Consider the following 19,615-nt stretch of genomic DNA (forward strand, 5'->3'; position numbering starts at 1 on the left):
GCTCCCGGGACATCCAGCCCCATTCTTTATAATCGGCGATTAAAAGAAGTCGCTCTGTATGAACCCGAAGTCCATCAATTCAGCATCTCTGACAGGGTTGAAGTTATCCAGCTTGTTCTTGGCCGTCAGCGGTGTCGGCGGGCTGCGCAATGCATTGGTTTTGTCATAACCGGGGCCGACGATGGCGAAGACTATGCCGTTCCAACCTTTGACAAAGTCATCGTGTTTGTAGCGTTTATGGCCTAAAACCGGGTCTCCGATGTAAACCCAGTCCTTGTCCGAACGCTGCAGAACCACGAAATGCTTGTAGCCGCGAATTTCCATCAGTACCACCACCGGGATCGTTACAGCGTCGAGCTTTTCCGGTGGAATCTTGTAACCCCTGGCGCGCATGCCGATGCTTTCTATGTAGCGCTTCATGTCGAGCATGGAAAACCCTTGAGTACGAACAAGGTCCTGGTCTGCGTTGACCAGCATGCCTTTGATGATGTGCTCCTCATCGACGTCGAGCCAATAGGCCTGGCGTAACACCGTGGCCAGTGCAGCAGCGCCGCAGCTGAAATCGGTTTTCTGTTCGACGATGTCGGAAAATTTGCGCTCACGAATGCTTTGCACGTTCTTGTAGATGAGCGTGCCACCCGGCAAGGCGGCAACGGGCATCTGACCGGCCTGAGTCAGGCCACAGACACAAAGCAGAGCGAAAAGGGCAGTTTTACGCATGATCGATACGCCTTTGCGGACTGAGGAAAAGCCCCGTTTCCGGGGCTTTCTTTTCGATCGCGATTACATGCAGGCTTTGCAACCTGCAGCGATGGACAGCGAGTTGCTTTGTTGGTTGCCAACACCAGCGGCGTTGTTGAAGCCACCGTTGCCAGACCAGTTGTTGCCCACGTTGGTCATGTTGGCATTGTTGGTGACAGGGTTTTTCCAGCCATCTGGAGTCATCACTTGTTGAGTGGTTACACCCGCCAGACCGAAGACACCCACCGCGACGAAGTCAGAGCTGGATGGTTTGTTGCCACCATTGCCGCCATGCCCTCTGTCATTGTTGCCATAGCCGCCACCGCCATGACCATGATCGTCATCTTTGGTGGTTGCAGTACCGGCGGCGACGAATGCGCCGGCGGCGGTAACAGTGCCAGTGAGGGTATCTTTTTTGTAGGTTTGAGTGCCGTTGTTGGCGACAGACAAACCACTGGAGCTTTGGTTGGCAGCGGCAGCTGCTTGAGCTACGCGACCACCGGACACAGCGATTGCCAGGTTGTTTTTCTGTTGGTTGAAGTTGCCGGCACTGTTGTTTACGCCGATGTTACCCGAGCCACCGTTGCCGACGTTGTTGAGGCTGGCGTTGGCGGTGCTGGAGTAGTTGCCTACAGCGTTGTTGGCGTTGACTTGAGTGGCACTGGAGGCAGCCACTGCGGTGCCGAAGATGAAGCTTTCGTCAGCAGTCGCCAGAGCCGCAGCGTTGTCTTGTTGGTTGCCGTCGCCTGCGGTGTTGTTCGCACCGATGTTGCCGTTGGCACCATTGAGCGAGCCACTGACGCTGGCGTTGTTTTGAGTGCCTTGGTTAAGCACAGTATTGCCGCCGCTGCTTTGCGTATCGAGCACTGCGGCACCGGCGCCAGCGCCGATTTGCAGCAGTTCTTCGAGGGTAGGGCCTTTTGGATCATGGCCATTGCCATGACCGTTGCCGTGCCCGTTACCATGACCGTGATCATTGTCATCACGACCGCCTGCCTGTGCTGCGATTGCCATCACTGCTGCAAGTGCGAAAACCAGTGGTTTGAGAGCCATTGTAGGTTTCATGGTGTTTCTCCATCGTGCTTATTAGTTGGTTAAGTGTTGGTACTTTCTAATTGCACTGCTTTTGTTGTTTGGGTCAGTCAGCGACCCGGATGCTCAGGGTGTTAGCCATTCGGTTCCCCACCCCGGCACTCTGGTTCACCTGGATTACCCCGCGGCTGCCGGTGAAGGCCTGATCACTTGTCGTGACCTGGCGACTGCCGGGTGAGGTACCAGTTGCTCCTGAGCTCGGTAAAAGCGCCACGTTCTGTTGGGAAAGGGCACTGTCGTCAACGCTCTGCGGGGCAGCACTGATGCTGACGCGCGTCACGTTGGCCATCTGGTTGTTGGCGCCGGCACCCTGGTTCACACCGAGAATCCCGTTGCCATTGCTGAAAGAGTTGCCGCCGATGGTGGCGCTGGCATTCGTCGACGGATTGCCGGGTGTATCGATGTGTTGGCGGACGATCGTCGTAGCGCTCGCCGACGTGCCAATGGCGATGGATTTGGCATTGGTTTGCTGCATCTGGTCGCCGGCGGCCTGGTTGACGTTGTAATTGCCGCGGTACTGAATGCCGGTGTCCTGAATGTTCGCGTTGTTTACTGAGCTGGGGTCGGCCGCCATGGCACTGGCGCAGCCGAAGAGGGCAAGCAGGAGCAGGGTGCGATTCATCTTATTGGCCTCCAGCCATGCGGGTCAGCGGAGCGAGGCCGGCGCCCATTGCGCGGTTGACGGTGTTGGAGATGGAACTGCCACCGCCGCCGCCATGACCGGCACTCATGCCGGGCAGACCATTGGGGTTGGTCAGCACATTGGTCCCCGGCAGGCTACCGGTAGCGGTCGACATACCGCCGCGAATCGACGAACCACTGGCTACACCGGCGAAGTCACCGTCATTGAGTTCGGTGCTGTTCATCGCCTGGTTGATGCGGCCGGAAGGGTTGGCATTGACGGTCGTCGGGTAGGGGTCTTTGCCGCCGCTGCGACCGATAGGAATGGGCTGGACATCGCGATTGAGAACAATCACACCGTTGCCTTCTGCCTGTACGTTGAAACTCACGAACGTACTGGCGGCTGATCCAATCAGCAGGAGGCAAGTAAAGGCTTTTTTGATATTCCCCACGGCTGCAATTCCTTCTTCAGTGGGCTGCCCTTGGTCAGCGTTGTGAAGGAGAGAGCGAAAGCTGTGCCGCTTTTGAAATGTCTTTGAATTTCAATTGCTTGGGAAATAAATACGCAGGCCTGATACACCGGCTGTTTCATGGCTGATACACGCGGGGTCGCACTGACCTGTCCATTGGCTGAACAAAGCTCTGAAACATGGGTTTGCAGCGCTGTGTATCAGCCGCGTAACAACCCGGATGACAAACCGATGAACAGTGCTGAAACGGCCACTTTGCGCTTGGACGACTGTTTCAAGAACGGACACTTTGCCCCCAAACCAGGGGAAACCGTCGGGGAAGGGCACCCGTCGAGCGGGTCACTCAGTCAGCAGTTGCTCGACGGCGGCGAAGGCCTGCGTCTGGCGCTCGGCCCAATTGCCCTCGATGACCTGTAAACGCTGGTGGTGGTTTTCCAGCCAGTTTTGCGTGGCTCGGTAAAACGCCAGTCGCTCGTCCAGATCCGGCTGGCAACGTTGACCATCATCGGTCCAGTCAATCTGTTCCGGGGACAGCAACAGGTGCAGGTCGTAATGCCGCGCCAACAATTCGGATTCCAGCCAGGCCGGACAGTCGCCGAACAGCGTCTGGCTCCAGAGAATATTGCTCAACAGATGGGTGTCGAGAATCAGCAGGGACGGCTGTTGCGCCCGCGCTTGACCTTCCCATTGCAGTTGACCGCGAGCGATTTCAGGGATGTCGGCCAGACAGGTGTCACGGGGATTGAGTTCGATAAACCGGCGCACGTACTCATCCACGCGCAAGCCGCCAAAGCGTTGTTGCAGTCCCGCCGCCAGCCAGCTCTTGCCGGTGGATTCGGGCCCGGTCAGGACCACGACCTTCATGTGCGCAACGCCGGATCGGCGCGCCATTCGCGAAAGCCTTGAATCGCCAGCAGGGTGAACAGAGCGTACAGCGCAGCGGTGAGGTACAGCCCTTTGTAGACGAACAAGCCGACAAAGTTCACATCGAGCACGAACCACAGCGCCCAGCATTGCAGGCGTTTCTGCGCCATCCACAGTTGCGCGACCAGACTGAAACCGGTCAGCGCGGCATCCAGCCACGGTTGCGCGGCGTCGGTCCAGTGCGCCATGGCCGCGCCGAGCAAGACACTGCCGACGGCACCAATACCCAGGCCGATCAACAGCGAACGGTGACCGAGGCGGGTGACCTCGCGGCCGTCATGCATCGTCCCGGCGCGGGTCCATTGCCACCAGCCATAGACTTGCAGCGCGGCGTAAATCACTTGCAGCAACATGTCCGAATACAGCTTCACTTCGAAGAAGATCCAGCTATAGAGCAAGACCATGACCAGCCCGATCGGCCAGCACCACGGATTCTGTTTGACCGTCAGCCAGACGGCGATCACGCCGAGGGCGGCGGCAAACAGTTCAAGCCCGGACATGGGGGTTCCTTGGGGGGAATTGAGGAGGGGGCGGATTGTACTGCATTGGGCTAGGTACTGATGACCGCTGTAGATCAAAAGCCCCTCACCCTAACCCTCTCCCAGAGGGAGAGGGGACTGATTGGGGGATGCGTTGGAGCTGCGCCGGCCTGAACGATCTTGGTTGAATCCATAATCGACTCGATTTTTCAGGTCGACGTATAGCTTGAGACACCTCGGTCGACCCCCTCTCCCTCCGGGAGAGGGCTGGGGTGAGGGGTGGGCTCACCAGAGTTACATGGGTCAGACGCGGAACTGGCGCAGAAGGCCGTTGAGTTGTTCGCTCAATTGGCCGAGGCGTACGCTGGCGGCACTCGACTGTTCGGCCGCGATCGCCGTGCTGTGCGAGAGGCCGGCCGCTTGAGTGACGTTCTGGTTAATGTCCTCAACCACGTGCGCCTGCTGCAATGTAGCGCTGGCAATCGACGCATTCAGACCATTGAGATTGCGCAGTGCCTGGCCAATGGCATTCAGACTCGCCCCGGCCAGCCCGGCTTGTTCGATGGTCAATTGCGACGCCTTGCTGCTGTCGCCGATCACCTTCACGGCCGCCTCGGAATGGTTCTGCAGGCGCTCGATCATCGACTGGATTTCCGCTGTCGATTTCTGCGTCCGCTGCGCCAGCAAGCGTACTTCATCCGCCACCACGGCAAACCCGCGACCTTGCTCACCGGCCCGCGCCGCCTCGATCGCGGCATTGAGCGCGAGCAGGTTGGTCTGCTCGGCAATCGAGCGGATCACTTCCAGTACGCTGCCGATCTGGGTGCTTTCGGCCGCGAGGGTGCGAATCACTTCAACCGCTTGATCGATGGTCCCGGACAGCTTGTCGATCTGCTGCAAACTGCCGTCGATATTGATCTGGCCCTGTTGCGCCTGCGCTTCGGCATCGCGCATTTCGGCGGCGGCGTGCTCGGCGTTCTTCGCCACGTCCTGCACGCCATAGGTCACTTCGTTGATCGCGGTGGCCACCAGTTCCATCTGCTGCGATTGCTGCTGGCTGCGCTGCTGCGCCTGCGAAGCGTCGTTGCCCAGTTCGCTGGACGACTGGCCCAAGGCGCTGGCCGACACCTGCAAATCACCGATAACGCCACGCAGTTTGGCGGTAAAAGCATTGAAGTGATGCGCCAGTTCAGTGACTTCATCCTTGCCATGGGTATCCAGACTGCGGGTCAGGTCGCTTTCGCCACTGGCAATGTTGGCCATGGCGTTCACGGTTTCCTGTAGCGGACGGACGATGCTGCGTGCGATGAGGATCACCAACAACGCCATGATCACGGCAATCGCCAGGCCGATGACCGTAGCCTTGATCACCTGACCCTGGAATTCCGCCTGCACATCATCGACGTAAACCCCGGAGCCGAGCACCCAGCCCCACGGTTCGAACAGTTTCACGTAAGAAGTCTTGGCCACAGGCTCACTGGCACCCGGTTTCGGCCAACGGTAGTCGACCATACCGGCGCCTTTGGCCTTGGCGATGGCAACCATTTCGTTGAACACCGCAAAGCCGTCCGGATCACGGATCGCCGAGAGGTTCTGGCCTTCGAGTTTCGGGTTGGTCGGGTGCATGACCATCACAGGTGTGAGGTCGTTGATCCAGAAGTAATCGCTCTGGTCGTAACGCAAGCCGCGAATCGCGGTGAGCGCCTGTTTCTGCGCGGCCTCTTTAGTCAGCGTGCCAGCGGTTTCGAGGTCGTGGTAATAGGTCAGCAGGCCGCTGGCCGTCTGCACCACGTGCTGGGTTTTCTGGGCTTTGGCGTGATAGAGGTCGTCGTGAATCTGCTTGAGCATCAACACGCCCAAGGTCAGCAACATGACCACCGCCACAATCAAGATGAGCCACAAGCGTCGGCTGATCGACACACTGCGCAAGCTGTTCATAACGCTGTCACTCCGGATTCTTTTTCTTGTAATAAACGACCGCCAGCATCCAACCACGATTTTGTGAGCGGGCATACGCGACCCAAGTCGTATAACGCGGCAGCGCTATTAAGGCTTGTCTGTTAGGATTTCGGCTCCGCGCGTGAAAACCTGAATCCAAATTGATATTTCACGGAATTTTGACCGTTTCGTGTGGATCCTGTGCGTGCGGAATCGGTACAGCCATAACCAGCTACGCTGATCGCAGTGAACGCTAGAAAAATACTATCGGGGCATGCCGAAGCGCATCGCTCTTTGGGGGATTGATGGATCTTTGGACGGCCTTGCAGGCACTGATACTAGGAGTTGTAGAAGGGCTGACGGAGTTTTTGCCCATTTCCAGTACCGGACACCAGATCATCGTTGCCGACTTGCTGAATTTTGGCGGCGAACGGGCCATGGCATTCAATATCATCATCCAGCTCGGCGCGATCCTCGCGGTGGTCTGGGAGTTTCGGCGCAAGATTCTCGACGTGGTTATCGGTTTACCGACCCAGCCGAGCGCACGGCGTTTTACCGCCAACCTGCTGATCGCTTTTTTACCGGCGGTGGTGTTGGGGGTGATTTTTGCCGACCTGATCCACGAATACCTGTTCAACCCGATTACCGTCGCGACCGCGCTGGTCGTGGGCGGCGTCATCATGTTGTGGGCGGAAAAGCGTCAGCATGAAGTGCACGCTGAAACAGTCGACGAGATCACCTGGAAAGACGCCTTGAAAGTCGGCTTCGCCCAGTGCCTGGCGATGATTCCCGGCACCTCGCGTTCCGGCTCGACGATCATTGGCGGCTTGCTGTTCGGCCTGTCGCGCAAGACCGCCACCGAGTTTTCGTTCTTCCTTGCCATGCCAACCATGGTTGGGGCGGCGGTTTACTCGGGCTACAAGTATCGCCACCTGTTTGTGCCGGCGGACTTTCCGGTGTTTGCCATCGGTTTCGTCACCGCGTTCATCTTCGCCATGATTGCCGTGCGCGGCTTGCTCAAGTTCATCGCCAGCCACAGCTACGCGGCGTTCGCCTGGTATCGGATCGTGTTTGGTCTGGTGATTCTGGCGACGTGGCAGTTTGGCTGGATCGATTGGGCGGCGGCCAAACCATGAGTGATTCCCGCGCACGCCGGCCCGAAGGGCGGCCTTCGGGCGGCAACAATATCCAGCATCTGAAGCTGAAACTGCTGGTTCTGCTGATCGTCTGCGCGCTGCCGTTGTTCGGCTCAGTGTCGATGTGGCTGCGCGGGATTTCACGGGTGCCGCTGACCGCTTATGGCGTCGTCAGCGTGCTGGCGTTCTTTATGTACTGGGCGGACAAGCGCAAGGCTCGCGCTGATGCCTGGCGCACCCCGGAGAACATCCTGCACGCGGTGGAACTGGCCGGTGGCTGGCCGGGCGCGTTGATCGCCCAGCAGGTGTTCCGGCACAAGACGCGCAAAGTCTCGTTTCAGATTCTGTTCTGGGTGGTTGTGGTGTTGCATCAGGTGTTCTGGATCGACCAGCTGTTTCTCGGCTCGAACTTGCTGACGCTGTTCTAAAGAACTGCAAAAAACCAATGTGGGAGCGAGCCTGCTCGCGAAGAGGCCATGTCAGGCAACATTATCGTTGAATGAAAGTCCGCTTTCGCGAGCAGGCTCGCTCCCACAGGGGGGTGGGGGTTAAAGCAACAATCCCACCTGGGTTTTCTTTGGCAACTTGCTCACAACCAGTTGATGCGAACGCTGCAACAACCCGCGCAACTCCTCAGCAGCCAACGGGTAGGGCGGGTGCATGATGATCCACTGCGCCCGCGCCAGATACGGCGCCGGGTGAATGCCCGGACGGTCGCAATGGCCGAGAAACAGATCCTTGTCGACCTTGAACGCCAGCGAATCCCCACGCAGCCCCTGCAAGGCAAACATCTTGTTGCCGGCAATCGAAAACACCCGCACGCCGCCCCATTTGTAATCTTCCCGAGCGCCCGGCAATGCCAGGCAGAACGCCGCTACGTCGGCTTCGTTCATCTTTCCTTTGCTCATAACAATCGCTCCCCACAGGCATTGAACGATTCGACCAGATGATCGATCCACGCGCGCACCGCCGGCATCACTCCGCGTCGATGCGGATACACCGCTTGCAGCCAGCCGCCGGGCAGCGACCACTCTGGCAGCAATTGCACCAGCGCGCCGTTTCTCAGTTCTTCTTCGCAGTACATCATCGGCAGCAAGGTGAAACCCTGACCGGCCAGCACGCAGGCTTTGCGCACAATAAAGTCATCGATGCCCAGTCGTGCCTCCATGTTCAACTCGAAGCTTTCACCCTGTTGATCAAGCAGGCGCACATGAACCAGACGGTCCGCCTCCAGCGCGCCGAGCACCGGTAGATTTTTCAGGTCTTGCGGATGGTTGATCGATTGCTCCCGTACAAAATCCGGACTGGCCACCACGACCATTTGCGCCTGCCGCAAGCGCCGGGTCACAAGTAACGGATCTTCGTCACCGTGTTCACGCACGCGCAGCGCCACATCAAAGCCTTCGCCGACCAGATCGACCCGGCGATTGAGCAAGACGACTTCCAGTTGCACCTGCGGAAATTTGCCTAAAAATTCGCTGATGACCCACGGCAACATTTCCCGGGCCAGACCGGTGGGGCAGGAAACTCGCAGGCGACCGCGCGGCTCACTGGACATACTCGCCACCGCCTCGTCGGCCATTTCCGCTTCCAGCAACATGGCCTGGCAGTGACGCAGATAACGTTCGCCAACAGCGGTGAGATTGAGTTGTCGAGTGGTGCGTTGCAGCAGGCGTGCGCCGAGGCGCTCTTCCAGTTCGGCGATGCGCCGCGACAGGCGCGACTTGGGAATGCCCAGCAAACGCCCGGCCGCCGCGAACCCGCCGGCCTCGACCACTTTGGCGAAATAGTAGAGATCGTTGAGGTCTTGCATAGGGAAATCCAACTGTTCTATCAGTGGGACAAACTATCGCATTTCAGGCGTCTAATCATCCATTGGTTTCTTGCGTAGGATTGTCTCCATTCCGTCGCCACCGGCGATTCCTTCCAGGAGATTCCACATGAAACTGCTGCATATCGATTCGAGCATTCTGGGCGACAACTCGGCTTCCCGTCAGTTGAGCGGCGAAGTCGTCAAAGCCTGGCAAGCCGCCGAGCCAAGCGCTGTGGTGACCTACCGCGACCTGGCCGCCGACGCCATCAGCCACTTCTCGTCGACCACCCTGGTTGCCGCCGGCACCACTGCTGAGCTGCGTAACGCCGCGCAACAACACGAAGCCGAGCTGAGCGCATCGACCCTGGCCGAGTTCATCGCTGCCGACGCCGTGGTGATTGCTGCTCCGATGTACAACTTCACCGTACCGACCCAACTCAAGGCGTGGATCGACCGCGTTGCCGTTGCCGGTCAGACCTTCCGTTACACCGAAGCCGGCCCTGAAGGCCTGTGCGGCGGCAAGAAAGTCGTGATCGTATCGACTTCCGGCGGCATTCATGCCGGTCAGGCCAGCGGCATCGCTCACGAAGAATACCTGAAGCTGGTGCTGGGCTTCCTCGGCATCACCGACATCGAAATCGTCCGTGCCGAAGGCCTCGCTTATGGCGACGAAGTGCGCAACAACGCCATGACCGCAGCGCAAGCGAAGATCAGCGAGCAGTTGTTCGCCGCTGCGTAAGGCTTGCGTAAAGAACAGCTATTGTTCAGGTAACACTCAAAAAACTCTGTATTCTGGTTCCGCAAGGGGCGAATACGGAGTTTTTTGTTTCTGGCTGTTACATAATCTGGCCCGGGTTATGCAGTCACACAATCAGCGTCTGAGTGCATTGTCGTACCGAAACACCGAATCCCCGGCGTTTCAGGCCCGCAACGCAACGGAACTTTCGATTGAGTAACAACAGGGTGGAGCATCCCATGATGCGTCTTTGTGCAACGTTACTGATTTGCCTGCTTGGCAGCTTTAACACAGTGCACGCTGCGCCTGGGCGACACCCGGTGTGGAGCGTCGGCTACCACGAGATGACGTTTCTCGATCCGCTGGACCTGCAACCGATGCGCGCCATCGCCTTCTATCCTTCCAGCGATCGCGAACACATGAGCCTGCTCGAAGGCTATTCGGTGGAAGCGGGCGAAGACACCAAAGTCGCCATCGGCCGCTTTCCGATGCTAATGCTCTCCCACGGCAACACCGGCACCCCGCTGGCGCTGCACGATCTCGCGACCTCACTGGCGCGCAAAGGCTTTGTTGTGGTCGCAGTGATTCATCCCGGCGACAACTCCAAAGACCACAGCCGACTGGGCACCCTGAGTAATCTCTACGGGCGGCCGATCCAGATTTCCGAGGCCATCACCGCGACCCTTGGCGACCGCATGCTTGCTCCGTACGTCAACGCCGATCAGGTCGGGGTGATCGGTTATTCTGCGGGCGGTGAGACGGCGTTGATCTTGTCCGGGGCGCAACCGGATCTGGATCGCCTGCGGCGTTATTGCCAGGAGCGTCCGGATGATCGTGATGCCTGCAACACTCAAGGTGAATTGATCGTCGATCGTGATGACCTGCAACCGGTGGCCGATCCACGTGTGCATGCCTTGCTGCTGATGGCGCCGCTGAGCCTGAAGTTCGGGCGTCACACCCTGGCCGATGTGCACGTACCGGTGCTGCTATATAGCGGCGATGGCGACAAACTGGTGGCCTTCGACAAGAACGCCGCTGCGCTGGCGCGTAAACTGCCGACGGCGCCGGATTTCAAGTTACTGGCCGGGGCAGGGCACTTCGTCTTTATGGCGCCGTGTAATGAAGAGCAGATCCGCGCCATGCCAGCACTGTGCACCGATGCCGATGGCGTTGATCGCGAGGATATCCATCGCAACCTCATCTCAGAGGCGGGGCGATTCTTCTCCCATGCGCTGGGCAGACCAACGCGAGCGGGCATGCAAACCGCAGATCAATAGTCAGGAGCAGAACCCTTGTGGGAGCGAGCCTGCTCGCGAAGGCGTAGTGTCAGTCAATACATGTGCTGACTGACTCCCCGCCTTCGCGAGCAAGCTCGCTCCCACTTGGTTTTGCGTCGATTGTTCAGGAAGTTGCACGGCGCATCAGTAGCAAGGTCAACCCCAGCCCGATCACCGACAACAGCGCCGCACTGAAGAAAATCCACGAATACCCCAGATTCAACGCCACCGCGCCCATCAGCGGCCCGGCAATCGCCAGCGCGAGGTCGAAGAACACCGCATAAGCCCCCAGGCCCGAACCGCGACTGGAACTCGGCACCTGCTTGATCGCCTCGACCCCCAGCGCCGGGTACACCAGCGACAGGCCAAACCCCGCCAGACCCGCGCCGATCAAGGCGAAAGCGGTAGACGGCGCCAGCCACAACAGCACCAGCCCCACGGTTTCGATGGTCATGCAGGCAATGGCAGACCTGAAACCACCAAACCGACTGATCGCCGAAATGAACATCAGGCGCGACAGGATGAAACACACGCCGAACACCGTCAGGCAATACGCCGCGCCGGTCCAGCCACGGTTGAGGTAATACAGGGTGATGAAGGTGGTCAGCGTGCCGTAGCCGATCGAGGCCAGGGTCAGGCTGGCGCCATACGGGGCAATCCGCCCGAACACCGCCCAGAACGGCAGGCGTTCGCCACGGATCACCGGCACCGAAGGCTTATTGCGAATCAGCACCAGCGCAGCCGCCGCCAGCACTGTCAGGGCGATACCGAGGCTGGTGAAGCCGTAATCGGCGACCATCACCACGCCCAGCGGCGCACCAATCGCAATCGCGCCATAGGAAGCGATGCCGTTCCAGCCAATCGATTTCGCCGTGTGTTCGACGCCGACCTGGCCCATGCACCAACTGATCGTGCCGACGCCGATCAAGCCCTGAGCGATGCCGAGCAGCAGGCGCCCGGTAATCAGAATGATCAGGCTGGTCAGCGGGAAATCCTGTAGCAGCGTGGAGAGCAGCGTCAGCAAACCGCTGAGGACAATCCCCCACAGGCCATAAATGATTGCCCGTTTGGTCCCGACTGTATCTGACATGCGCCCGGCCATCGGTCGGCTGAGCAGGGTTGCGAGATACTGCGAGCCAATCACCAGCCCGGCAATGACTGCGCTGAAACCCAGCTGCTCATGTACATAACCGGGCAACACCGCAATCGGCAAACCGATGCAGAGGAAGGCAATAAAGGTATAGAACACGATGGAGACGATCTGCAGGGTGATCGCCATTGAGCTTTGCGGTGGCAGTTGCTGCGCAGACATGAGGACTCGTTCGCGGGCGGCGGTGGGAGAGTTCGCATCATGGCTTGGGCTTGCGATAAAAGAAAGCAGGCTATCTATTTTTCCTGAGGATTGATCTCGCCGCTACTGGCCCCTTCGCGAGCAGGCTCGCTCCCACAGGGGAATGCATTTCAAAGTGTGGGAGCGAGCCTGCTCGCGAAGGTAGCCGCACCCGCAAATTCCTCAACCTGAAATGCAAAAAGCCCCGTCACATGGACAGGGCTTTAGCTTGAAGCTGACAGCTCAACACTAGAAGCTGCGTTTTAGAACACCACACCCTGACTACGCAGGTAGTCATCGTAAGTGCCGCTGAAGTCGGTGACGCCATCCGGGCTCAGCTCGATGATGCGCGTGGCCAGGGACGATACGAACTCACGGTCGTGGCTGACGAAGATCAGCGTGCCCGGGTAGTTTTCCAGCGCCAGGTTCAGCGCCTCGATCGATTCCATGTCCAGGTGGTTGGTCGGTTCGTCCATGATCAGCACGTTCGGCTTTTGCAGGATCAGCTTGCCGAAGAGCATGCGACCTTGCTCACCACCGGAGATAACCTTGACCGACTTGAGGATCTCGTCGTTGGAGAACAGCATGCGGCCCAGAGTACCGCGAATCATCTGCTCGCCCTGAGTCCACTGACCCATCCAGTCGAACAGCGTGACGTCGTCTTCGAAATCGTGCGCGTGATCCTGAGCGTAGTAGCCCAGTTCGGCCGCGTCGGTCCACTTGATGCTGCCGGCGTCCGGGGTCAGCTCGTTGACCAGGGTGCGCAGCAGGGTGGTTTTACCGATACCGTTCGGGCCGATGATCGCCACGCGCTCGCCGGCTTCAACCTGGAAGCTGAAGTCTTTGAACAGGGGTTTGCCGTCGAAGCCTTTGGCCATTTTTTCGACGATGACCGCCTGGCGGTGCAGCTTCTTGTTCTGATCGAAGCGGATGAACGGGCTCACGCGGCTCGATGGCTTGACCTCGGCCAGCTGGATCTTGTCGATCGCCTTGGCACGCGACGTGGCCTGCTTGGCTTTCGAGGCGTTGGCCGAGAAGCGGCTGACGAACGATTGCAGCTCGGAAATCTGCGCTTTCTTCTTGGCGTTGTCCGACAGCAGTTGCTCGCGGGACTGGGTCGCCACGGTCATGTACTCGTCGTAGTTGCCCGGGAACAGACGCAGCTCGCCGTAATCCAGGTCAGCCATGTGCGTGCACACGCTGTTCAGGAAGTGACGGTCGTGGGAGATGATGATCATCAGGCTGTTGCGCTGGGTCAGCACGTTTTCCAGCCAGCGAATGGTGTTGATGTCCAGGTGGTTGGTCGGCTCGTCGAGCAACAGTACTTCCGGATCGGAAAACAGCGCCTGCGCCAGCAGCACGCGCAGTTTCCAGCCTGGCGAGACTTCGCTCATCGGGCCGAAGTGTTGCTCGATGCCGATACCCAGGCCCAGCAACAGTTCACCGGCACGGGATTCGGCAGTGTAGCCGTCCATCTCGGCGAATTCGGTTTCCAGCTCGGCCACGGCCATGCCGTCTTCTTCGCTCATTTCCGGCAGCGAGTAGATACGATCGCGCTCGGCCTTGACCTTCCACAGCTCTTCGTGACCCATGATCACCGTATCGATCACGGTGAATTCTTCGTAGGCGAACTGGTCCTGGCGCAATTTACCCAGACGCACGTTCGGCTCGAGCATGACCTGACCACCGGACGGATCGAGGTCGCCGCCGAGGATTTTCATGAAGGTCGACTTGCCGCAACCGTTGGCGCCGATCAGACCGTAGCGATTGCCCGCACCGAATTTGACCGAAACGTTTTCGAAGAGCGGCTTGGCGCCGAACTGCATCGTGATGTTAGCTGTAGAAATCAAGGGTTTTTCCTGCGAAGCATTCTTAAAAAGCGAGGGTGCGGCTGCAGCGCTTGGCCCGAGTCAAAGTGCGCTGAGGCGGGAGAGTCCCGTCATCAACCAAGGGGGGCGCGTAAAGTTTGGCGGCGATTGTACTGGTCTGGCTCTTTAAACGATAGGGCGATCATGCCACGATCGCCGATTGGCATGATCACGGGACAGTTTTTCACAGTTGAAGATTCACTATCGGTTACAAACTGTGGCTAAAATGCCACCTTTCACCGAGCGTCCGGTTACGGCGCGGGCCAAGGACGTGCCATGTGTATTCAGACCACTGCATAAGACGCTGAGCCTCAGGCTGCACGGCGCGCAGTTTGTTCACTTCTGACGTGTGACGATTTCCGTGAAACTCATCATTGCTGCTATTTATGTCATTTCCATTGCATACGTTCATCTGCGTGGGCGTGTGCGCCACAAGCTCGGTCGACAACTGAGTGACCATTCGACGTTTCTTGCGCCGATCAACTGCTTCCTTTATCTGTTTTCGAAAAAGCCGAACAAGCCGTACCTGGATCCGAGCGAGTTTCCAGACTTGAGCCCGTTGCAGGCGCACTGGGAAGAAATCCGCGAAGAAGGCCAGAATCTGCTGCGTGCCGGCGAGATAAAACGCTCTAACCAGTACGACGATGTCGGTTTCAACTCGTTCTTCAAAAGCGGCTGGAAGCGTTTCTATCTGAAGTGGTACGGCGAGAGCCATCCGTCGGCAATGAAGCTGTGCCCGCGTACCACCGAACTGGTGCAGAGCATCGGTTCGATCAAGGCCGCGATGTTTGCCGAGCTGCCACCGGGGTCGAAGCTGGTGCGTCACCGCGATCCGTATGCAGGCTCCTATCGCTATCACCTGGGCCTGGACACGCCGAACGACGCTGGCTGCTATATCAACGTCGACGGTGAGAGCTACCACTGGCGTGACGGCGAAGCGGTGATGTTCGACGAGACGTTTATTCATTACGCCGAAAACACCACGGACAAGAATCGCATCATCCTGTTCTGCGACATTGAGCGGCCGATGAAGTACCGCTGGGCCGCCGCGTTCAATGCGTGGTTCAGCCGCACCGTGATGTCGGCGGCAGGCGCGCCGAACGATGCCGGTGACCGCACCGGTGGCATCAACCGGTTGTTTACCCGGATCTACAAGATTCGTCTGCGTGGCAAAGAACTGAAAAAACGCAATCGCAAGCGTTACTACATGGAAAAGTGGGCGATCTTTGGTGGTTTGCTCGCGGTGTTCATTCTGATCTGAATTTTGCAGTAGGTTCACTGGCCCCTTCGCGAGCAAGCTCGCTCCCACAGTGGAATTGGGTGAATGCGAATTTCGCGCTCGACTCAGAACCTTGTGGGAGCGAGCTTGCTCGCGAAGGGGCCCTTAAAATCCCCAGGTACTATCAGGAAGCCTTCTTGGTCTTCTTTGCCGGCGCAGCTTTCGCCGGTTTCTCAGCTTTTGCCTTCGGTTTAGCCGCCGCTTTCCCGCCCAGACTGCGTTTAAGCAGCTCGGTCAAGTCGATCACATCAGCAGTTTTGCGCTCTTCCTCGCCACCCACCGACTCAACATCCTCGATCTTGCCTTCATGGGCCTTTTTCTCGACCAGAGCCATGATCTTGTCTTCAAATTCATCGTTGTAGTCTTCGGGTTTCCAGTCCGCGCTCATGTCTTGCACCAGCCGTTTGGCCATGTCCAGTTCACCCTTGGCCAACTGCGGCTTGGTCACTTCAGGACCCAATTCCAACTCATCGAGGCCACGCACCTCCTGCGGCCAGCGCAATTTCACCAGCACCAATGCATCTTCCAGCGGCATCAGCGCCGCAAGGTACTGGCGTGTATGCAGCACCACGCGGGCGAGGGCGACCTTGTTGGTTTTGCTCAGGGTTTCACGCAGCAATGCGTAAACCTTGCCACCGCGCTTGTCGGGTGCCAGGTAGTAGGGCGTGTCGATGTTCTGCAGGGGAATCTGTTCGGCGTCGACGAAAGAAAAGATATCGATGGTTTGGGTGGAGACGGGGTGCGCCGAACGGATCTCCTCTTCGCTGAGCACCACATAGCGGCCCTTTTCATAGGCCACACCTTTGACGATGTGCTCTTTGCTGACTTCCTTGCCGGTGACCTTGTTGACCCGCTTATAACCCACTGGGTCCATGCTACGGCTGTCGAGCCAATCGAAGTCGACGCCCTGCGACGAGGTCGCCGATACCAGCGCGACAGGGATGTGCACCAGTCCGAAACTGATCGCGCCTTTCCAGATTGCCCGAGCCATGGTGTTTTCTCCGAGTGATGATCGGATGACCTGCGGCTGTAACTGAAAGTTTCCCCGGATTGCGCGGGTTTCCAGGGACTCGGTCAAGCCGTGTTACATGTTGTTTAAGGCTGACGGGTTAACAAATCCGAACCCTCGGCGTAGCGTGGACTCGAAGGCTCTATCCCAAGCCCATCGAGAGGCAGCGTCATGAACCGAATTCTGCTTGGCATCGTCGTCCTGACACTCAGTGGCGGTCTGGTCCATGCCGACGTCCTGTTGGCGCAAAGCCCGACCGGCAACAGCAACAACCCCTACAACAGCCCGATCCGCCGAGCGAACCCCAACAGCATGCAGGGCACCCAGCCCAGCGCTCCACCCATTCGGGGGCCGAACACTGTACCGACGCCGCGTCAGCCCACGGTCGAAAACCGTGGCATCGGCAACGGGCAGCCGATCCGCTCGGTGCCGAGCACGCCACCCACGTTCATTCCCAACCCACCTTCGCGCAGCGGAGACAGCAACCGTTGAGCGGCAGGACTGAGGTTCTGCCGGCCCCTGAAACGAACAAAAGGAATCGTGCATGTTGCGTAAAACCCTTCTAGCCACACTGTGTGCCGGTGCGCTGCTCAGTGCCCCGGCCTTTGCTGCCGCCCCCAACGAGCTGCAAAGCGAACAGGGCACCCTCGAAGTCACGACCATCACCGCAGGCCTTGAGCATCCATGGGCACTGGCGTTTCTGCCGGATCGCCAGGGCATGCTGGTCACCGAGCGTCCCGGCAATCTGCGCCTGGTGGCCGCCGACGGCAAACTGTCGGCGCCGATCGCCGGTGTACCGCAGGTCTGGGCCAAGGGGCAGGGCGGGTTGCTGGATGTGGCGCTGTCGCCGGACTTCAAACAGGATCGTCTGGTTTATCTGTCGTATGCCGAAGGCGGTGGTGCCGGGGACAAGGCCGGCACGGCTGTGGGGCGTGGACGGCTTTCAGATGACTTGAAGACGCTGAAGGATTTCAAAGTGATCTTCCGCCAGGAGCCGAAGCTTTCGGTTGGCAATCACTTCGGCTCACGGCTGGTGTTTGATCGCGACGGTTATTTGTTCATCACCTTGGGTGAGAACAACGACCGGCCGACGGCGCAGGATCTCGACAAGCTGCAAGGCAAGGTCGTGCGCATCTACCCGGACGGCAAGGTGCCGGATGACAATCCCTTTGTCGGCCAGTCCGGCGTACGCCCCGAGATCTGGGCCTACGGCCTGCGCAACCCGCAGGGCGCGGCACTCAACCCCTGGACCGGCACGCTCTGGGAAAACGAACACGGCCCGCGCGGTGGCGATGAGGTGAACGTCATCGAGCGCGGCAAGAATTACGGTTGGCCGCTGGCGACCCATGGCATCAATTACTCGATGCAGCCGATTCCGGAAGCCCAGGGTAAAACGGCCGAAGGCACTGTCGCGCCGCACCATGTCTGGGAGAAGTCTCCGGGCGTTACCGGCATGGCGTTTTACGACGCCGATCGTTTTAAACCGTGGCAACACAACGCGTTTATCGGCGCGTTGGTGACTCAGGAACTGATCCGCTTGCAGTTCGATGGCGACAAAGTGGTGCACGAGGAGCGCTTGCTGGGCGAGCTCAAGCAGCGGGTTCGCGATGTGCGGCAAGGTCCGGATGGTTATCTGTATGTGCTGACGGATGAAGAGAAGGGATCGCTGTACAAGATCGGCCTGAAGCCCGCGCCTTGACGGGTATTCCCCTGTAGGAGCAGCCCGCGGCAGCTCCTGCATGTGGAGGCTTACGTTACGCGGGAATACAGCACCACCGCCGCACGCAATTTACCCCGGCCAAACCGGCACATTTTCTCGAACTCCCCATGGCTCACCGGCACATGCTGGCAATCCATGGGCTGCCGATGCTGGCTGTGATCGACATCCGGGTCATGCAGGTAAACGAAATCCTCGTCGCAGTCCGTCACGATTACCCAGTGCGGCGACTTGGAGCGGGTCAGCCGATAGCTGCTGATCAACACCAGTGGCTGTCCACCGGCATCCAGCAGTCGCGGCAGATCCATTGAGGCACCGATTACACACTCGACATCGGTCTCCTGCAATTGCGCCGTGAACTCATCGTGGACAAGCCGCATGACGTCTTTTTTATGCGCATTACGCACGCCATCGAGAAACAATGGCCCGGCCAGGCTCAGTTGCAAACCCACCTTGTAGCCTCGACGCCACGCCGCCAACGCCAATCCCTGTGGACTGCATCCGCCGTGGCCGGAGGTCATGAACACCGTGGTCGCTTCACGCCAGATCTGCAACTCTTCACGCCGCTCCAATAAACGTTCCGATTGCAGTGCACCCATGGCCATTAACAGGCAGGCCGGGCCACAGGTGAAATCAGTGGTTTGCCGGTAGTAGGGCACTTTGATGCTGCGCGAATCGCGGTGCTGGAGAATGCGTTTCTCCAGCCGCAGCGCGTCGGCATGATCTTCGTAGTAATCGTGAATCAGCGCAAAACGCCGGTAGCCACTACGCTCGTACAGCGCAATAGCCGCAGGGTTGTCGAGGCGCACCTCCAGGCGCAGATACGCGCAGTCGTGCTCCAGCGCCATCGCTTCAATGCGCTGCAGCAATGCCTTGCCCAACCCCGTGCCGCGCGCTTCGACGGCGATGGCGATGGAGTACAGCCGGGCGAGCGAAGTGCCGCGATGGAATAACACCAGCGCGTAACCCAGCAGTTGGCCGTCGTACTCTGCCACCAGCAACTGTCCGTGAGCACGGGTGATCATCCACTGAAAGCTGCGACTGGTGAGCCGGTCCGTGGTGAAACATTGCATTTCCAGTGCCAGCAGCGCCGGCAAGTCTTCAACTACCGCCAAACGAAAAACAGCCTTCATATGACCACCGTAAAAGTTGCGTAACGAAACGAGACTTTCAAAAAACTTCGTG

The 19,615-nt window shown here is 58.8% G+C and carries 21 protein-coding genes; 7 read left to right on the plus strand and 14 right to left on the minus strand.

Translation table 11 applies throughout. The features are described from left to right. Positions 1 to 39: 39 nt before the first annotated feature. The 8 genes from ACZ0A4_RS08635 to ACZ0A4_RS08670 form a co-directional block, all read right to left on the minus strand. Entirely contained in the window at positions 40 to 720 is a 681-nt protein-coding gene (locus tag ACZ0A4_RS08635; protein ID WP_141125608.1) for a C39 family peptidase, read from the minus strand. Positions 721 to 783: 63 nt separating this feature from the next. After that, the gene (locus ACZ0A4_RS08640; protein WP_463574089.1) at positions 784 to 1,806 is read right to left on the minus strand and encodes a heme utilization protein; all 1,023 of its coding nucleotides are present in this window, start codon (positions 1,804 to 1,806) and stop codon (positions 784 to 786) included. A 73-nt stretch (positions 1,807 to 1,879) separates the two neighbouring features. Further along, positions 1,880 to 2,455 (minus strand): adhesin, encoded by a 576-nt coding sequence (locus tag ACZ0A4_RS08645; RefSeq protein ID WP_463574090.1) that lies wholly within the window; start codon positions 2,453 to 2,455, stop codon positions 1,880 to 1,882. Between the two features lies 1 nt (position 2,456). Next, positions 2,457 to 2,906: a hypothetical protein gene (locus tag ACZ0A4_RS08650; RefSeq protein ID WP_463574091.1), complete on the minus strand. Its 450-nt coding sequence runs from the start codon at positions 2,904 to 2,906 to the stop codon at positions 2,457 to 2,459. Beyond that, on the minus strand, positions 2,867 to 3,046 hold the full coding sequence (locus ACZ0A4_RS08655; protein ID WP_463574092.1) for a hypothetical protein: 180 nt from the start codon (positions 3,044 to 3,046) through the stop codon (positions 2,867 to 2,869). The genes ACZ0A4_RS08650 and ACZ0A4_RS08655 overlap by 40 nt, the downstream gene beginning before the upstream one ends. Positions 3,047 to 3,263: 217 nt before the next feature. Beyond that, positions 3,264 to 3,788 (minus strand): AAA family ATPase, encoded by a 525-nt coding sequence (locus ACZ0A4_RS08660; protein WP_463577515.1) that lies wholly within the window; start codon positions 3,786 to 3,788, stop codon positions 3,264 to 3,266. Then, positions 3,785 to 4,348, minus strand: coding sequence for a nicotinamide riboside transporter PnuC (gene pnuC / locus ACZ0A4_RS08665; RefSeq protein WP_463574093.1), 564 nt, complete (start codon positions 4,346 to 4,348; stop codon positions 3,785 to 3,787). The genes ACZ0A4_RS08660 and pnuC overlap by 4 nt, the downstream gene beginning before the upstream one ends. A 282-nt stretch (positions 4,349 to 4,630) precedes the next feature. After that, positions 4,631 to 6,265, minus strand: a complete 1,635-nt coding sequence (locus ACZ0A4_RS08670; protein ID WP_463574094.1) for a methyl-accepting chemotaxis protein — start codon at positions 6,263 to 6,265, stop codon at positions 4,631 to 4,633. 305 nt (positions 6,266 to 6,570) lie between these two features. On the opposite strand from ACZ0A4_RS08670, the gene ACZ0A4_RS08675 reads away from it, so the two are divergent. Together ACZ0A4_RS08675 and ACZ0A4_RS08680 are read left to right on the plus strand one after the other, a co-directional pair. Further along, positions 6,571 to 7,401, plus strand: a complete 831-nt coding sequence (locus ACZ0A4_RS08675; protein ID WP_463574095.1) for an undecaprenyl-diphosphate phosphatase — start codon at positions 6,571 to 6,573, stop codon at positions 7,399 to 7,401. Continuing rightward, on the plus strand, positions 7,398 to 7,829 hold the full coding sequence (locus ACZ0A4_RS08680; protein ID WP_463574096.1) for a DUF1294 domain-containing protein: 432 nt from the start codon (positions 7,398 to 7,400) through the stop codon (positions 7,827 to 7,829). The genes ACZ0A4_RS08675 and ACZ0A4_RS08680 overlap by 4 nt, the downstream gene beginning before the upstream one ends. A 120-nt stretch (positions 7,830 to 7,949) precedes the next feature. Here ACZ0A4_RS08680 and ACZ0A4_RS08685 read toward each other — a convergent pair whose 3' ends face one another. Together ACZ0A4_RS08685 and ACZ0A4_RS08690 are read right to left on the minus strand one after the other, a co-directional pair. After that, a complete protein-coding gene (locus ACZ0A4_RS08685; protein ID WP_463574097.1) occupies positions 7,950 to 8,309 on the minus strand; it encodes an MmcQ/YjbR family DNA-binding protein in 360 nt (119 codons plus the stop codon). After that, a complete protein-coding gene (locus ACZ0A4_RS08690) occupies positions 8,306 to 9,214 on the minus strand; it encodes a LysR substrate-binding domain-containing protein (protein WP_463574098.1) in 909 nt (302 codons plus the stop codon). Before ACZ0A4_RS08690 ends, ACZ0A4_RS08685 begins: the two co-directional genes overlap by 4 nt. 127 nt (positions 9,215 to 9,341) lie before the next feature. Here ACZ0A4_RS08690 and ACZ0A4_RS08695 point away from each other — a divergent pair, with 127 nt between their 5' ends. Together ACZ0A4_RS08695 and ACZ0A4_RS08700 are read left to right on the plus strand one after the other, a co-directional pair. Further along, entirely contained in the window at positions 9,342 to 9,953 is a 612-nt protein-coding gene (locus tag ACZ0A4_RS08695) for an FMN-dependent NADH-azoreductase (protein WP_250605060.1), read from the plus strand. A 236-nt stretch (positions 9,954 to 10,189) separates the two neighbouring features. Beyond that, positions 10,190 to 11,227, plus strand: a complete 1,038-nt coding sequence (locus ACZ0A4_RS08700; RefSeq protein ID WP_463574099.1) for an alpha/beta hydrolase family protein — start codon at positions 10,190 to 10,192, stop codon at positions 11,225 to 11,227. 124 nt (positions 11,228 to 11,351) lie between these two features. On the opposite strand, the gene ACZ0A4_RS08705 is transcribed toward ACZ0A4_RS08700, so the two are convergent. Both ACZ0A4_RS08705 and ACZ0A4_RS08710 read right to left on the minus strand, forming a co-directional pair. Then, positions 11,352 to 12,539, minus strand: a complete 1,188-nt coding sequence (locus ACZ0A4_RS08705; protein WP_463574101.1) for an MFS transporter — start codon at positions 12,537 to 12,539, stop codon at positions 11,352 to 11,354. Between the two features lie 281 nt (positions 12,540 to 12,820). Next, positions 12,821 to 14,407 carry an ABC-F family ATPase gene (locus tag ACZ0A4_RS08710; protein WP_007914779.1) on the minus strand — a complete coding sequence of 529 codons (1,587 nt, stop codon included), beginning with the start codon at positions 14,405 to 14,407 and terminating at the stop codon, positions 12,821 to 12,823. Between the two features lie 379 nt (positions 14,408 to 14,786). Here ACZ0A4_RS08710 and lpxO point away from each other — a divergent pair, with 379 nt between their 5' ends. Next, a complete protein-coding gene (gene lpxO, locus ACZ0A4_RS08715) occupies positions 14,787 to 15,686 on the plus strand; it encodes a lipid A hydroxylase LpxO (RefSeq protein ID WP_397480621.1) in 900 nt (299 codons plus the stop codon). A gap of 142 nt (positions 15,687 to 15,828) precedes the next feature. Here lpxO and ku read toward each other — a convergent pair whose 3' ends face one another. Then, the gene (gene ku / locus ACZ0A4_RS08720) at positions 15,829 to 16,695 is read right to left on the minus strand and encodes a non-homologous end joining protein Ku (RefSeq protein WP_463574102.1); all 867 of its coding nucleotides are present in this window, start codon (positions 16,693 to 16,695) and stop codon (positions 15,829 to 15,831) included. Positions 16,696 to 16,884: 189 nt separating this feature from the next. On the opposite strand from ku, the gene ACZ0A4_RS08725 reads away from it, so the two are divergent. Both ACZ0A4_RS08725 and ACZ0A4_RS08730 read left to right on the plus strand, forming a co-directional pair. Further along, positions 16,885 to 17,205: a hypothetical protein gene (locus ACZ0A4_RS08725; protein WP_007914772.1), complete on the plus strand. Its 321-nt coding sequence runs from the start codon at positions 16,885 to 16,887 to the stop codon at positions 17,203 to 17,205. Positions 17,206 to 17,257: 52 nt separating this feature from the next. Beyond that, positions 17,258 to 18,412, plus strand: coding sequence for a PQQ-dependent sugar dehydrogenase (locus tag ACZ0A4_RS08730; protein ID WP_463574104.1), 1,155 nt, complete (start codon positions 17,258 to 17,260; stop codon positions 18,410 to 18,412). Between the two features lie 50 nt (positions 18,413 to 18,462). Here the strand turns inward: ACZ0A4_RS08730 and ACZ0A4_RS08735 are convergent, their stop codons facing one another. Beyond that, positions 18,463 to 19,563: a peptidase C39 family protein gene (locus ACZ0A4_RS08735; RefSeq protein WP_463574105.1), complete on the minus strand. Its 1,101-nt coding sequence runs from the start codon at positions 19,561 to 19,563 to the stop codon at positions 18,463 to 18,465. Positions 19,564 to 19,615 lie beyond the last annotated feature (52 nt).

The sequence above is a fragment of the Pseudomonas sp. AC172 genome (genome assembly GCF_979258595.1).

Coding starts and splice junctions, on each gene's coding strand:
- ACZ0A4_RS08730 (WP_463574104.1), top strand. CDS start 17,258: ATGTTGCGTAAAACCCTTCTAGCCACACTGTGTGCCGGTGCGCTGCTC.
- ACZ0A4_RS08645 (WP_463574090.1), bottom strand. CDS start 2,455: ATGAATCGCACCCTGCTCCTGCTTGCCCTCTTCGGCTGCGCCAGTGCC.
- ACZ0A4_RS08635 (WP_141125608.1), bottom strand. CDS start 720: ATGCGTAAAACTGCCCTTTTCGCTCTGCTTTGTGTCTGTGGCCTGACT.
- ACZ0A4_RS08660 (WP_463577515.1), bottom strand. CDS start 3,788: ATGAAGGTCGTGGTCCTGACCGGGCCCGAATCCACCGGCAAGAGCTGG.
- ACZ0A4_RS08655 (WP_463574092.1), bottom strand. CDS start 3,046: ATGAAACAGCCGGTGTATCAGGCCTGCGTATTTATTTCCCAAGCAATT.
- pnuC (WP_463574093.1), bottom strand. CDS start 4,348: ATGTCCGGGCTTGAACTGTTTGCCGCCGCCCTCGGCGTGATCGCCGTC.
- ACZ0A4_RS08685 (WP_463574097.1), bottom strand. CDS start 8,309: ATGAGCAAAGGAAAGATGAACGAAGCCGACGTAGCGGCGTTCTGCCTG.
- ACZ0A4_RS08705 (WP_463574101.1), bottom strand. CDS start 12,539: ATGTCTGCGCAGCAACTGCCACCGCAAAGCTCAATGGCGATCACCCTG.
- ACZ0A4_RS08675 (WP_463574095.1), top strand. CDS start 6,571: ATGGATCTTTGGACGGCCTTGCAGGCACTGATACTAGGAGTTGTAGAA.
- ACZ0A4_RS08725 (WP_007914772.1), top strand. CDS start 16,885: ATGAACCGAATTCTGCTTGGCATCGTCGTCCTGACACTCAGTGGCGGT.
- ACZ0A4_RS08680 (WP_463574096.1), top strand. CDS start 7,398: ATGAGTGATTCCCGCGCACGCCGGCCCGAAGGGCGGCCTTCGGGCGGC.
- ACZ0A4_RS08695 (WP_250605060.1), top strand. CDS start 9,342: ATGAAACTGCTGCATATCGATTCGAGCATTCTGGGCGACAACTCGGCT.
- ACZ0A4_RS08700 (WP_463574099.1), top strand. CDS start 10,190: ATGATGCGTCTTTGTGCAACGTTACTGATTTGCCTGCTTGGCAGCTTT.
- ACZ0A4_RS08735 (WP_463574105.1), bottom strand. CDS start 19,563: ATGAAGGCTGTTTTTCGTTTGGCGGTAGTTGAAGACTTGCCGGCGCTG.
- ACZ0A4_RS08670 (WP_463574094.1), bottom strand. CDS start 6,265: ATGAACAGCTTGCGCAGTGTGTCGATCAGCCGACGCTTGTGGCTCATC.
- ku (WP_463574102.1), bottom strand. CDS start 16,695: ATGGCTCGGGCAATCTGGAAAGGCGCGATCAGTTTCGGACTGGTGCAC.
- ACZ0A4_RS08640 (WP_463574089.1), bottom strand. CDS start 1,806: ATGAAACCTACAATGGCTCTCAAACCACTGGTTTTCGCACTTGCAGCA.
- ACZ0A4_RS08690 (WP_463574098.1), bottom strand. CDS start 9,214: ATGCAAGACCTCAACGATCTCTACTATTTCGCCAAAGTGGTCGAGGCC.